Source organism: Photorhabdus heterorhabditis, from assembly GCF_001280945.1.
Lineage (GTDB): Bacteria > Pseudomonadota > Gammaproteobacteria > Enterobacterales > Enterobacteriaceae > Photorhabdus > Photorhabdus heterorhabditis.
In genome coordinates this window covers 52,028-66,270 of sequence record NZ_LJCS01000019.1, presented here as the reverse complement: position 1 = coordinate 66,270, position 14,243 = coordinate 52,028, and the positions used below count along the sequence as shown (strand labels likewise).

The 14,243-nt window shown below is 42.0% G+C and carries 15 protein-coding genes and 1 riboswitch; of the genes, 9 read left to right on the top strand and 6 right to left on the bottom strand.

The features are described 5' to 3' along the window. Positions 1–65 precede the first annotated feature (65 nt). Positions 66–191, top strand: a riboswitch (TPP riboswitch). A gap of 108 nt (positions 192–299) precedes the next feature. From thiC to AM629_RS09080, 7 genes are all read left to right on the top strand, one after another. Beyond that, the gene (gene thiC, locus AM629_RS09110) at positions 300–2,237 is read left to right on the top strand and encodes a phosphomethylpyrimidine synthase ThiC (protein WP_054478207.1); all 1,938 of its coding nucleotides are present in this window, start codon (positions 300–302) and stop codon (positions 2,235–2,237) included. Then, entirely contained in the window at positions 2,221–2,892 is a 672-nt protein-coding gene (gene thiE, locus AM629_RS09105) for a thiamine phosphate synthase (RefSeq protein ID WP_054478204.1), read from the top strand. Before thiC ends, thiE begins: the two co-directional genes overlap by 17 nt. Then, complete coding sequence (locus tag AM629_RS09100; protein WP_054478202.1) at positions 2,882–3,631, top strand: HesA/MoeB/ThiF family protein; 750 nt, start codon at positions 2,882–2,884, stop codon at positions 3,629–3,631. The genes thiE and AM629_RS09100 overlap by 11 nt, the downstream gene beginning before the upstream one ends. Next, the gene (thiS, locus tag AM629_RS09095) at positions 3,628–3,828 is read left to right on the top strand and encodes a sulfur carrier protein ThiS (protein ID WP_054478201.1); all 201 of its coding nucleotides are present in this window, start codon (positions 3,628–3,630) and stop codon (positions 3,826–3,828) included. The genes AM629_RS09100 and thiS overlap by 4 nt, the downstream gene beginning before the upstream one ends. A 1-nt stretch (position 3,829) precedes the next feature. Beyond that, positions 3,830–4,597: a thiazole synthase gene (locus tag AM629_RS09090; protein ID WP_054478199.1), complete on the top strand. Its 768-nt coding sequence runs from the start codon at positions 3,830–3,832 to the stop codon at positions 4,595–4,597. Continuing rightward, complete coding sequence (gene thiH, locus AM629_RS09085) at positions 4,597–5,736, top strand: 2-iminoacetate synthase ThiH (RefSeq protein ID WP_054478197.1); 1,140 nt, start codon at positions 4,597–4,599, stop codon at positions 5,734–5,736. Before AM629_RS09090 ends, thiH begins: the two co-directional genes overlap by 1 nt. A gap of 563 nt (positions 5,737–6,299) precedes the next feature. Next, positions 6,300–6,788: a hypothetical protein gene (locus AM629_RS09080; protein ID WP_036771609.1), complete on the top strand. Its 489-nt coding sequence runs from the start codon at positions 6,300–6,302 to the stop codon at positions 6,786–6,788. 418 nt (positions 6,789–7,206) lie between these two features. Here AM629_RS09080 and AM629_RS24540 read toward each other — a convergent pair whose 3' ends face one another. Beyond that, positions 7,207–8,157 carry a hypothetical protein gene (locus tag AM629_RS24540; RefSeq protein ID WP_235525436.1) on the bottom strand — a complete coding sequence of 317 codons (951 nt, stop codon included), beginning with the start codon at positions 8,155–8,157 and terminating at the stop codon, positions 7,207–7,209. A gap of 136 nt (positions 8,158–8,293) precedes the next feature. Between AM629_RS24540 and AM629_RS25230 the strand changes: the two genes are divergently transcribed. After that, entirely contained in the window at positions 8,294–8,419 is a 126-nt protein-coding gene (locus tag AM629_RS25230) for a SymE family type I addiction module toxin (RefSeq protein WP_083451908.1), read from the top strand. Between the two features lie 78 nt (positions 8,420–8,497). Here AM629_RS25230 and AM629_RS09065 read toward each other — a convergent pair whose 3' ends face one another. From AM629_RS09065 to AM629_RS09045, 5 genes are all read right to left on the bottom strand, one after another. Continuing rightward, positions 8,498–8,773: a colicin immunity domain-containing protein gene (locus tag AM629_RS09065; protein WP_054478194.1), complete on the bottom strand. Its 276-nt coding sequence runs from the start codon at positions 8,771–8,773 to the stop codon at positions 8,498–8,500. After that, positions 8,770–9,645: a colicin D domain-containing protein gene (locus AM629_RS24535; protein ID WP_235525435.1), complete on the bottom strand. Its 876-nt coding sequence runs from the start codon at positions 9,643–9,645 to the stop codon at positions 8,770–8,772. Before AM629_RS24535 ends, AM629_RS09065 begins: the two co-directional genes overlap by 4 nt. 5 nt (positions 9,646–9,650) lie before the next feature. Continuing rightward, positions 9,651–10,097 (bottom strand): hypothetical protein, encoded by a 447-nt coding sequence (locus AM629_RS09055; protein WP_054478193.1) that lies wholly within the window; start codon positions 10,095–10,097, stop codon positions 9,651–9,653. Positions 10,098–10,285: 188 nt separating this feature from the next. Then, positions 10,286–10,498 (bottom strand): hypothetical protein, encoded by a 213-nt coding sequence (locus AM629_RS09050; RefSeq protein WP_054478192.1) that lies wholly within the window; start codon positions 10,496–10,498, stop codon positions 10,286–10,288. Between the two features lie 349 nt (positions 10,499–10,847). Continuing rightward, positions 10,848–11,903 (bottom strand): alkene reductase, encoded by a 1,056-nt coding sequence (locus AM629_RS09045; RefSeq protein ID WP_054478190.1) that lies wholly within the window; start codon positions 11,901–11,903, stop codon positions 10,848–10,850. A gap of 514 nt (positions 11,904–12,417) precedes the next feature. Between AM629_RS09045 and AM629_RS09040 the strand changes: the two genes are divergently transcribed. Further along, positions 12,418–14,145, top strand: a complete 1,728-nt coding sequence (locus tag AM629_RS09040) for a phospholipase D-like domain-containing protein (RefSeq protein ID WP_054478188.1) — start codon at positions 12,418–12,420, stop codon at positions 14,143–14,145. Positions 14,146–14,243: the final 98 nt, after the last annotated feature.

The following is a 14,243-nucleotide window of genomic DNA, read 5'->3' as shown; positions in this document are numbered from 1 at the left end:
GTCATTGTAAATACTTTCAATCAGTAAGGGTTGTAGTTTTCATAATCCCTTCTATACTACTGATTACTTTCTTGTCGGAGTGCCTAGCGTAAGCTGTTTTATCGCAGCATACACAGGCTGAGACCGTTAATTCGGGATCCGCGGAACCTGATCGGGTTAAGACCCGCGAAGGGAACAAGAGTAATCAATCGCTGTTGGCTCACCCGGTTTTCCTACCAAGAGTCCATCCAGCTATCAATTATTACTCCCTGCGAGCTCCAGACAAGCAACTTTCCCAATAACACGGTTAGGAATTTGCTATGTCTCATAATACTGTTATCCCTACAACCGATATCTCACCAAAACCCAATCCAGCGCGCCCACGTAAAGCTCAACGTGATGCCGCTCAGGAATTTATTAATTCTATTCAGGGAGTCGCGTTCCCTAATTCACAACGGATTTATCTTCAAGGTTCACGCGAAGATATTCAGGTTCCAATGCGTGAAATTCAGTTATCTCCCACGTTGATTGGTGGCACCAAAGAAGAATCTCAGTACGAGGAAAACGAAGCTATCCCTGTTTATGATACTTCCGGCGCTTATGGCGATCCTGATTCCAGGTTAGATGTGCATGTTGGATTAACTAAACTGCGTCAACAATGGATCGATGAACGCCAGGATACTGAACCCGTGACTACCCTCAGTTCCGATTTTACCCAACAACGTCTGGCAGATGTCGGTCTCGACCATTTACGTTTCCATCATCGTCCTCACCCATTGAAAGCCCGTAAAAGCAAACGCGTTACTCAGCTACATTATGCCCGTAAAGGCATCATCACACCGGAAATGGAATTTATCGCACTACGGGAAAATATGGGGCGCGAACGTATCCGTGGTGATGTATTACGCCAACAACATGCCGGACAAAGTTTCGGTGCTCAATTGCCAGAAAACATCACGCCGGAATTTGTCCGCCAAGAAGTCGCCGCTGGCCGGGCAATCATTCCCGCCAATATTAATCATCCTGAATCAGAGCCGATGATTATCGGTCGCAACTTTCTAGTGAAAGTTAACGCTAATATCGGAAACTCTTCAGTAACATCATCCATTGAAGAAGAAGTAGAAAAGTTAATCTGGTCCACCCGTTGGGGAGCAGATACGGTCATGGATCTCTCTACTGGTCGCTATATCCACGAAACCCGCGAGTGGATCTTACGTAATAGCCCAGTTCCTATCGGTACCGTCCCTATTTATCAGGCACTGGAGAAAGTCAATGGCGTAGCGGAAAACCTCACTTGGGAAATGTTCCGTGATACCTTACTAGAACAAGCAGAACAAGGGGTAGATTACTTCACCATTCATGCAGGTGTACTACTACGCTACGTGCCGATGACAGCCAAACGCCTCACTGGGATCGTTTCCCGCGGTGGCTCCATTATGGCGAAATGGTGTCTATCTCATCATCAAGAAAACTTCCTCTACCAACATTTCCGCGAAATATGTGAAATCTGCGCTGCCTATGATGTTTCTTTATCATTGGGAGATGGCCTACGCCCGGGCTCTATTCAAGACGCCAATGATGAAGCCCAGTTTGCAGAGTTACATACATTAGGTGAACTCACCAAAATTGCCTGGGAATATGATGTTCAGGTAATGATCGAAGGTCCCGGACATATTCCGATGCAAATGATCCGCCGCAATATGACGGAAGAATTGGAGCATTGTCACGAAGCCCCGTTCTATACCCTTGGCCCACTGACAACAGATATTGCACCGGGTTATGACCATTTTACTTCAGGGATCGGTGCAGCCATGATTGGCTGGTTTGGCTGTGCCATGCTCTGTTATGTGACACCGAAAGAACATCTCGGCTTGCCAAACAAAGATGATGTCAAGCAAGGGCTAATTACCTATAAGATTGCAGCCCATGCCGCCGATCTCGCCAAAGGTCATCCCGGTGCACAAATCCGCGACAATGCCATGTCCAAAGCGCGTTTTGAGTTCCGTTGGGAAGATCAGTTTAATCTAGCTCTCGATCCAGATACCGCAAGGGCCTATCACGATGAAACTCTGCCACAAGCCTCTGGCAAAATTGCGCATTTTTGTTCCATGTGCGGGCCAAAATTCTGCTCTATGAAGATCTCTCAAGAAGTACGCGATTATGCTGCCGGTATGGAACAGATGTCTGAAGAATTTCGCTCCCGTGGCAGCGAGTTATATCACAACTCAGAGGATGTATCCCATGAACAATCTGCCTAATGCGCTATTTGCCCCAACTGAATACAAATTGGGTCTATATCCGGTCGTGGATTCACTTGAATGGATTTCTCGTTTGTTAGAAGCAGGAGTCACTACAATTCAGCTGAGAATTAAAGATCTGCCAGAAGATCAGGTGGAAGAAGATATTCAGCGAGCCATTATGCTCGGTCGCCAATATAACGCTCGCGTGTTTATTAACGACTACTGGAGACTGGCAATCAAACATGGTGCTTATGGGGTTCATCTGGGACAAGAAGATTTAGTTATTGCCGATTTACATGCAATCCAAACAGCCGGATTACGGTTGGGCATTTCTACCCACAATGAACAAGAGTTAGCGCTGGCAAAATCTCTGCGTCCGTCTTATATCGCTTTCGGCCATATTTTCCCAACCACGACTAAAGAGATGCCATCTTCCCCACAAGGACTGGAGGGACTGAAACGACAGGTAGAAAACACATTAGATTATCCCACTGTCGCTATCGGAGGTATTTCTCTTGAACACGTACCGGATGTTATTGCAACAGGAGTTGGCGGAGTGGCGCTGGTCAGTGCGATTACTAAAGCAAAAGATTGGCGTCAGGCAACGTCACAATTACTTCAGTTGGTTGAAGGCATTGATTCGAAGATATTGAGAGGTTCTTATGCTGAATGATCAAGAATTTATGCGTTACAGCCGACAACTACTGTTGGAAGATATTGGCCCTGAAGGGCAGGAAAAACTGAAGTCAAGTTGTGTATTGATTGTCGGTCTAGGGGGATTAGGCGCCCCCGCATCTCTCTATCTGGCTGCTGCGGGTGTGGGAACAATTTATCTCGCTGATGATGACCAATTGCATATTTCCAATTTACAACGGCAAATACTTTACCGTACTAGAGATATTCCTTCTGCAAAAACAGAACTCGCAGCCAATCAACTCAATGCACTGAATCCGCTGGTAAAAACAACTGTGTTTAATCAACGTCAGGATGTGGAATCCCTGACAAAAATCGTGAAACAGGTCGATCTGGTTCTCGATTGCTGTGACAACATGGCAACCCGTCATGCTATCAATGCCGCTTGTGTGGCAATGCGAAAACCATTAATTAGCGGCAGTGCAGTCGGATTCAGTGGTCAACTGATGGTATTTGAACCTCCTTACTCTCACGGCTGCTATACCTGTCTCTACCCTGATCAAGAAGAACCCCAGCGAAATTGCCGGACTGCGGGTGTATTAGGTCCGGTAGTCGGTGTCATCGGCACATTGCAGGCACTAGAAGCCATCAAAATGTTAACCGGGCTTTCCTCCCCATTAAGCGGCAAGCTTCAATTATTTGATGGTAAGCAGCAAAGCTGGAGTACCTTACAACTCAGTCAGTCGCAGCAGTGCCCGATTTGCGGAGATATTGCATGAAAATTACGGTAAACGACCAACTAATAGAGATTGCCGCTCCTCTGGTTGTACAACAATTGCTAGAACAACTTGAACGAGTACAGCCAGGGACAGCGTTGGCCGTTAACCAGATCATTATTCCACGCTCAGAGTGGCATACACATCAGGTTAATGATGGGGACAATGTCCTTTTGTTTCAGGCGATTGCTGGAGGTTGATATGTTAAAAATCGCTGATACTACGTTTAATTCCCGCCTGTTCACCGGTACCGGTAAATTTGCCAATTCAGATTTAATGATTCAGGCGATAGAAACCTCTGGCAGTCAACTCGTCACAATGGCAATGAAACGCATTGATTTGCAGAGCGGTAATGACGCCATTCTGGCACCATTGCAAAAACTTGGCGTTAAATTACTGCCAAATACTTCTGGGGCCAAAACCGCAGAAGAAGCCCTGTTTGCTGCCCGCCTGGCCCGTGAGGCGCTGGCAACAAACTGGATCAAACTGGAAATCCATCCTGATGTGAAATACCTGCTTCCTGATCCAATCGAAACACTTAAAGGCGCCGAAATGTTGGTCAAAGACGGGTTTGTCGTTCTGCCATATTGCAGTGCTGATCCGGTTTTGTGTAAGCGTCTGGAAGAAGTGGGTTGTGCAGCAGTCATGCCTTTAGGTGCGCCGATTGGTTCTAATCAGGGACTATTAACCCGAGATTTTCTGAAAATGATTATTGAGCAAGCGCAAGTGCCGGTGGTTATCGACGCGGGGATAGGTGCACCAAGCCATGCACTGGAAGCGATTGAGCTGGGTGCGGATGCTGTATTAGTCAACACCGCTATTGCCGTTGCACGTAACCCAGTCAAAATGGCTCAAGCCTTCAGAGTGGCAATTGAAGCGGGCGAGCTATCCTATGAAGCTGGCCTGGCAAGTCCAAAACAACATGCTGTTGCATCCAGCCCACTGACTGATTTTCTGGGGGTGTTCTAATGGCTAATAATTTTACGAATAGTCGCTTTAATCACCGCTGGCGACAATTAGACTGGGATGACATTACCCTACGTATTAACAGTAAAAGTTCTCAGGAAGTTGAACGGGCATTGAGTAGCAACAAATTAAATTTAGATGATTTGATGGCGTTGCTCTCACCAGCAGCGAAGCCATACATAGAACCGCTGGCACAACGAGCACAAAAACTCACTCGTCAACGCTTTGGTAATACCGTTGGTTTTTATGTACCACTTTATCTCTCCAATTTGTGTGCCAATGATTGCACTTATTGCGGGTTCTCAATGAGTAACCACATTAAACGCAAGACATTGAATAAAGATGAAATTATTGCGGAATGCCAAGCAATTAAAGCGCTGGGTTTTGACAGTGTGCTATTAGTCACTGGAGAGCATCAAGGCAAGGTAGGTATGGATTATTTCCGCCGTTATCTGCCACTTATCCGCGAACATTTCAGTTCAATAATGATGGAAGTCCAACCCATGACGCAGGAAGAGTACTCAGAATTAAAAACTCTGGGGCTAGATGGTGTGATGGTTTATCAGGAAACCTATCATGAGCCAACTTATCGACTTCATCATCTGCGAGGAAAGAAACAAGATTTTCACTGGCGGCTAGAAACACCTGATCGTCTTGGTCGGGCAAAAATCGATAAAATCGGCTTAGGAGCACTGATTGGCCTTTCTAGTCATTGGCGGACAGACTGCTATATGGTGGCTGAGCATTTATTCTTTCTGCAACGCACATACTGGCAGAGCCGTTACTCAATTTCATTCCCACGTCTGCGACCTTGTGCCGGAGGTATTGAACCTGCATCTCTGATGGATGAAGCAGAGCTGGTACAACTGATTTGCGCTTTTCGTCTATTTGCACCAGATGTAGAACTTTCTATTTCTACTCGTGAATCCCCATTCTTTCGCGATCACGTCATCCCACTGGCAATCAACAATGTCAGTGCCGGTTCTAAAACCCAACCTGGTGGTTACGCAGATAGTAGTCACGAAGAATTGGAGCAATTTATTCCGCATGATAACCGTTCTGTTTATCAGGTCGCGGAAGTATTAATTAAAGCCGGGTTACAACCTGTCTGGAAAGATTGGGATGGTTATTTAGGCCGATAATTTTATTTTCTCTCTTCTCAAATAATTCGATTTTAAGTAAACGCCTTTAACAGGCAATAACCATACGAAATAGGATTTAATATAAAAACTGTCTGGAATCAATACCAGACAGTAATATAACCAATAATAATATCCGCAGTATATACCTGTCATCATTATCACCTGCAAAATTATTTCTATTCAAAAGAACCACCCTAATGTAAAATGAAATATTTTATCTCTATCAATCCAACCAACATTAAAAATTCATTTCAATCCTCAACACTCTATTGTAATAGTGCCATTTTACGCATGTTTTTTTCTGGCATATACATATACTCCTCACGTAAATAAGAATATAAAAATCCAATTTATACCCATATCGGATAAATAGAAAATACTATATTTATAGTATATAATTTAACTCCCCATTGTTTATTCTTTATTAATTTATACAAATTACAATTCCCAATTAATAAAAAACACAATTGAATATTCTCCTATCATTGATAAAGTCATTCCCGAGCAATAAAATGCTTAAGAAAAGTTAAATTTATTACTATCAATTTTAAAAGGATTAACATATGAATATAAAAGAAATTCTGAATAATATAGATTATTCTGGTCAGAAAAGTTCTGATAAAGAATTGATTAACGGCTCATTTGATGAAGGATATAAAGGCTGGATAATCCCATTCCCCGAAACGGTAAAAATCTTATCTGAGAATGGAATTAACTTTCTTAGAATCCACCCTAAGTCTGATGCCATCTTTCAAATTATAGAAGGATTAGAACCTAACACTAAATATAAGCTAACAGGTAAAGCGCGCATATCACCCGCCATAGGCGTAATAGACGACGGCTTCCCAGCTATTTTTGGTTTACATAATGATACCTTTAATCATAACACTTTTGTTGTAGACTCCACGGAATTTATCACCGGTTCTGTAACATTAAGTACAGATGCAGAAGGATATTTACGCGTTTTCTTAGCAAAAACCACGATGGGAACTGAGTCCCCACCACCAGAAGTCACCGCTGATTTTACTGGTTTTATTTTCGAGAAAGCCTAATATAGCTAACCTTAATATCGTTTGACATCTGAATGCCCGAAGCTCACTACTCCGGGCGTTTTAATAATGTAGTTTTGATATCATGTTTTAATGCTTTGTTTTAACATTACAGCCATAGGTATTACCTCATTATTCACTCTATTTTTTTCTCCATGTGACTAATATTTCAATATAACTGCGTATTACCACGATGGAGATCACTGAGGGTTATTACCCGATCTCGATGGATGTTATTGGGTGATCTCCGAGGACAAAAATATGCAATAACATCCCGGAAATAATTAACTCTTTCACTATCTGCCAATTGACCGATAGAAAAACATCCTTTATAAAAAGACCAAATAAGAATAACCCAGTCTGACAAGTAATGACTAAACAGACAAATAAGAAAAGATGCTTTTTCTGCTCAATATATATTTTATCCCCCCCCCTTATTTTTGTTTAATGAAGAAAATTTCTTGCAAAATTCTTCTATTAAACTAAACAAACATATAAAAAATCCAAATATTGCCCCACCACTACCGCCGACTTTTATACTGAATTTTAATCCACTAATAGCGGGTTGAATGTCTAAAAGAAAATACCTCTCTTTAAAAAAGATAATCAGGTACGCTAAAGGAATGCTAATCATACAACACACTGAAAAAACTATTCCCCATCCCAAGATTAAATAGATAAATTGTTTCAGTCTAAAAATAACGCTCCTTTTATTGTTTATTTTTTTCTTCCTCGTGTTTTCTTTATACCTTCTTCTACAATGTAATCTGTTGCAACTCCAGCATAATTTCCCCACCAATCTCGGAAGCTTTATTAGAATAACCTTTAGAAAGCATTTCATTGGTAAACTTCCCCCCACTTTATTACCAATTACAGTACCAACGGCATTACCTAACATTGAGGTTGTAGGATCTTCCCCTTTAACTTTACTTCCTAAATAAGCGCCTCCTGTATTCACAAGGGTGCTAAATAGTGTTCCTTTACCTTGAGTTAATGCGCCAGTTCCTACCGCTATCAGTGTATCTGTTGCACTATAGTGTTCTCCTGGTTTCAACGTTAAAAACTGTTTGGTGACATCGGTTGCTCCGCCTAAAATACCTCCACCAATGACTGCGGCGGCCCCAGTAATAGGGCCAACTATAGTGCCTCCCACAACAGAAGCACCTGCTCCCCAAGCGACTAACAATCCTCTTGCCGGATCTTGTCCTTCCGGGTGATCGCCTTTGGCATGTTTTGACAATGCCGCTGAAATCTCTTGAGGGGATTTACCTTCATTTAACATCGCGGTAGCCAAACTTGATGCTGACCGACCATAATCCGCCATGCTTTTGGGTAAGCTCAGGGCATTATTATCCGCAACAACGCATTCCATTGCGAAGTTGATTACCGAACTCCGATTTCCCCAATGCCCTCAGTCAGTTACAACCCGTTTTTTCCAATGTGCGTTCACCGCCGAACCCAAAACCCCCTGACGCGCTTTTCGCCCCCGAAGGCCAGTTTTTCCCGCTGTGCTCTTGTCAGTGTTGCACCTTAAAGGAAACTGGCTGGAAGAAGCGGGTTTTGCCACCGGACCGGCAGTACAAGTAACCATTGAACGGAGACAATTGATTATCCGGCTCGTTGAGAAGAACTAAGGAAGTTATGAATGCACCTCAATTAGTTGGTGTTTAACTTTTGAGATGCAGTTCATACTGGCTAGGGTCTATGCAGAATTAGCTATTAACTAACTGATTTATTAGCTGAGATACTTTTTCACATAATTGTTCATTATCTAATTCATATTCTTCTCTATCATCTGGATCTGAATTATATAAATCAGCAAGGCAAAATATGCTTGATAAGCATTCGCTTAATTTACCCTCATACTTGAGGATATTGTTGTTATCCCTTTCTATACGCCACATTTCCATATACGCTTCTACAAAAACTTCAGCAGATAATCTCCCTTTAGTAAAAGATTTGGCAAATTCTAAAATCAATGCGTTCATCGTAAAACTCCATTCTTGATATAATTGTCATATTGTGGTGTTCCAGGTGTAAGTTTGAAACCAGTAACAAAATTACCTGAACTATCAAGCACAACAGCATTATTTGTATTTGAATTAAAGAAAACTTTGGAGTCTTTTACGAACCCATAAGTACCTTGCCGAACTGTTGTAGTATCCTCCATATGACTTTTAATCGCTTTTTCATATTGACGAAGCGTTTCTGGGTTTTTCTTAGTAGTTATCACACCAAAATCTACTGCATGTTTAAATTTTTTATCAAGCTGCTTTTGAGTGATACTCGTTAACTCATTTCCTTTTGTCCCCGCATTTCTGGACTGGTTATGTGAGGTTTCCGCCTGAGCACCTTTATCAGTGTTACTTTTCTGACCTTGATCTGAATGGGTAGCTTTTGCACCTGTTTTACTAATCCCTCCGGCCACTCCCGCAGACGCAGCAATTCCCGTCTGCCCCATAATCTTCACGATTTCCTGGGTGGTTTCTTCTGAGCTGCCGGTGACTTGAGCACGGTGGAGGACTAAATTGCGGGACGCATCAATATTTGACATGGCACCGCGTAAATCAGCCCATTCCCGTACTTCTGCCGGTGTGAGGGAATCCAGCCCCTGCATTCTGGCTTTTTCCTGAATTTCACTTATCCGAGCACTGTAGTCACCTTGCAATGCCCGCAACTCTTTGGCAACAGCAACGCACTGGTCAGCCCCTGAACACGTTGTTATCCTCTCTTGAACCTTGTCATATTCCTGTCGGTATTTATCCCTAACGGCAGAACGGCAACTGCTATCACCCTGACAATTAACCAGTTCCTCACTGCGCGATTGATTCTTCTCCACGCTTAGGTGGTTGTTGTCCACAACAATTACGTAGAAAAAAACAAATAAAGCCAAACAATATAAAATAACCTAGATAACCATAATAACGTATTTTTAAGACTTATTTCCATTTCAAAAGCAAACTCTCTTATGAATTCAATATTATTTCTATGTGCAAATTTTCTTTTTGAGAAAAATCTGCAATGAATAAGAAAAAAAATAATTGCAAACACTCCAATAAAATAGCTAACAAAGGAAGTTAAGTTTCCATTTTTAATAAATTCAAACCAAATTCCAGACATATAAATAACAAATAATATTATCATGGAAAAATTAGCAAGTTTGTTTTTATTAAAAAAACAAAAATCAAAAAATAGCAATGGAGATTTTACACTTCTTAGTGAAATTTTTTTGCTCAAGCCAAAGTAGATGAAGCATGCAAGAAACCCCAACAGACTCAAGACCATCAAAATAAACGGAATATATACAATCATGCTCATTTATCCTTAAACTCATGTTTATATATTTCAGTGCCAACTTTGCCATTCACGTCTGTTTCACCTAATGGAGTTTCCCTTGAAATACCCCCCATGCGTATTACCACGATAGAGATCACTGAGGGTTATTGGGTGATCTCCGAGGACGAAAATACGCAGCATTCTGGCTTTTTCCTGAATTTCACTCATCCGGGCGCTGTAATCACCTTGCAATGCCCGCAACTCTTTGGCAACAGCAACGCACTGGTCAGCTCCTGAACCTTGTCATATTCCTGCCGATATTTATCCCTAACGGCAGAACGGCAGCTGGTATCACCCTGACAATTAACCAGTTCCTCACTGCGCGATTGATTCTGCTCCACACTTAGGTGGTTGTTGTCCACAACAACCCATTCCATTGCGACGTTGACCGCCGGACGCCGATTTTCCTAATTTTCTCAGTCAGTTACAACTGTTGTGGTCAATAAAAATCGGTCACTAGCTTAGAGTTTTCCCAAAATAATCGTTCTGGAAAGGGATTAAGCAGAATTGATGAACCGGGCATCAAACCCGGCGATAGAAAAATCAAATGTATACTTAATATCAACACCCTTTGGGATTAAAATTGTGTAGATATTTATACCCTATGGATTTCAAGATGGATCGCGACGGCAAGGGAGTGAATCCCCGGAAGCATAGGTAACTATGTGACCGGGGCGAACGAGTGCAGCCAACAAAGAGGCGACTTGAAAGATAACGGGTATATATTTAGGTAAGCGCGGGATAATCGGTATAGCCTACTGCTCCAGGAACCATAAATGTTTCTGGCTGTTGTTCATTAAATGGCGCTTCGGCTAAAAAGCGGTGAGGCAAATCTGGGTTAGAAATAAACAATTGACCAAAAGCCACCGCATCAGCTCTACCATCAGCAAGCACTTGTTCCGCGCTCTCTTTAGTCAGCTGTTCGTTAGCAATATAAGTTGCCCCAAAGACTTCCTTTATTTCCTTACTGAAATCACCATCAACAACAGCATCACGCGAGAAGATGAAAGCAATACCCCGTTTACCAAGTTCACGCGCGACGTATCCAAAAGTCGCCATAGGATTGGAATCTTCCATTGAGTAACTACCACCCCGTGGAGCCAAATGCATACCAACACGTGATGCTCCCCAAACTGAAATACAGGCATCTGTGACTTCCAGCAATAACCGGGCACGATTTTCTACTGAGCCACCGTACCGATCCGTACGTATATTGGCATTATCTTGTAAGAATTGATCGAGTAAATACCCATTAGCCCCGTGTATTTCTACTCCATCGAATCCTGCCGTTTTCGCATTTTCTGCTCCGCGTCTGAACGCTTCGACAATGCCGGGAATTTCATTAGACTCAAGCGCTCGCGGAACCACAAAGGGGCGCTCTGGACGTAATAAGCTGACGTGACCATCAGCCGCAATCGCACTCGGAGCTACTGGTCGTTCCCCATTGAGGAAAATAGGGTCCGAAATCCGCCCTACATGCCAAAGTTGTATAAAGATACGCCCACCAGCGGCATGTACCGCATCCGTGACTAATCGCCAGCCTGCAACTTGTTCATCTGACCAAATACCAGGAGTATTAGCGTAGCCAACTCCCTGTGGAGTTACTGACGTCGCCTCACTGATAATCAAACCAGCAGAAGCGCGCTGAACATAGTATTCCGCCATCAGAGCATTGGGGATACGTCCTTCTCCTACTGCACGGGTACGTGTCAAAGGAGCCATAATGATACGATTTGGCAAGTCAAGATCACCAATACGAATTGGGTCAAAAAGTGTAGGCATATTTTTTCTCTCATATGGACTAAATAAATGCACTGCGTTGCAAACCATCAATACGTACATAACCAAGTAATACCGGAAGCAAATAACATCAATCAGGAAGCATGAGCGATTTCTCTTAATCCTCAATCTTTAACAATTGGATGCTTTTCCGATATGAATTAATGTAACTCACACAGTTACATTAAACAAGAGGGATCTGATACCAGATGTCAGGATATCTGCAAGATTAATGCTATGACACAGCAATGACTTTGTTTGAGAATGACATAGGATGCCTGTTTGTTCATGGTTTATACCCCAAAAGCTATGCTGTTCACCAACATCATTCTTTCTAAACTACCAGCCTATTCGTGCAGACTTTTCATTAACACCATTAGAAAGGGCGCAGCGAAACCCAGTTTTATCTTTTTTAATCATCCTTCCTCAAAAATTGGTTATGATTATAAATAGCTTGCCTGATACTGGCAGGCTATCGGCTGATATGTAAAAAAATTGTTGCCCGGAGGATGCATATATGAATTTATTGGATGGTTTACAAAAAAAACTGGACGGTTACTTTAATAAAACAAGTGAAATCAACTATGTAAAAATATTTGATACTCCCCAAATATGGGGGCTTCCTTTTGGAAAAGAGATAATGCCACAGGCTGTTAAAAGAGCAGCGGAATTTGAAGACGCTATTGTAAGCATTCTGGAAAACATGCGTTATCGCTGTGATATTTCCTCCTTAAATGCCCCGGATGCAGAGTGGAGAAAAGTTATCCTATCAGCTATTGATAGCGCATTTACAAAAAAAATAAACAGGAAGGACAGAACTCAGATAAGATTCTTATTCGCTCAAACACCGACATCTTTATTAAACGGTGTAGCTTCGTACTTTGAAGGTACTCCTGAATATCTGGCATTGAAGGATGATATTATTAAACTAATTCAAGAAAGGAGAGATAGTTGGGAGTGTATACCTGAAATATGGATTGGTCGATTTTACAGGATAGTAGACGGACTTAAAATATCATTAGACAAGAAGCTGTTACCAGAGGAAATGATTCCAGAAGCTGATACCAGAATGACATGGAATCATACAAAAATTATCGCAGTTGATGGAATTGAATCATTTGTCGGGGGCCATAATTTAAATATGGATCTTTTTAAAAATTACCCTCCGGTTCATGATGTCTCTGTTAAAGTTATAGGAGAGGCATCATTAGGCTCACAATTATTTTTAAATAATATGTGGATATCTGATAAAGACCTCTTAACCAAAGAATTCTTTGATATAGATGAAAATAGATGGGTTAATGCAAATGGCATTGTGGGAAAGCCGGAAGACCCATTAAAAAAAGAGCACATTACTGAATATATAGACAGAAAAAAAGAAGAATGCCTAAAAAATCCACCTAAAGACCCAGAATATAAGAAAGCCAGCAGGATATTGTCCGTAGGTAAATATTGGTCTGGGCCTGATATGCGAACGGATTATAAAAAAGGCTCTGAAATAATGAAAGAGTTTATAATAAAGAATGCAAAGAAAAAAATTCGCATGTCCCAACAGGATCTTGTCAGTGCATGGAAAAAACAATGGCGAGATCATCATGTGTGCCGGTGGTTGATCGAAGCGTTACTTTCCAATCCCGAGCTGGAAGTTCAAATTGTTGTATCGCCACTTGATGCAGCAGCCGGTGCTGCTGGTGATCAATATTCTTTTGGTTCTGGGGCCAAAAGAACGTTTGAAATATTTAAGTACTATTTGACACATGATGAGCATACCGATGAGAAACTGGAAGATCCGGATGGAATCAGGCAAGCCGCACTGAAAAGAATAGAGGTTGCCCCTTTTTTCTATACAGACAAAGTACCTGAAGATCTGTTAATTGAAGGTGCTACATACAAATGGCCAACCGCAGAGGAAAATTCTTATACAGCTACGCTAAAAGAACCGTCTCTTTCTGACAGACCTCCACAGATAGGTGCTATAGGACGCCCATTCTGGTCCTTAATGAAAGCAGGGGGTCCTGAGCAGGTATATCCCAAAGTCCCCCCTGCTCCTGGGAATCATGCAAAAGTAACAATAATTGATGATGAACTATATGTGGTTGGTTCTGATAATCTCTATCCAGGGTATCTTTCAGAGTTCAACTATCTTATTGAGGGAGAAGATGCGGTGAAAACTTTCATAGAATCCTACTGGGAACCGTTGTGGAAATACTCAGGAACACATTCATTTAATTACAAAAATGTTTGATGTAAGTAACCAGTATACTGATATATTCCCGCCAACTGCTGGCGGGAATATATCCCCTTCATCTTTCAAGTTGCTGCTTTGTTGGCTGCGTTCACTTG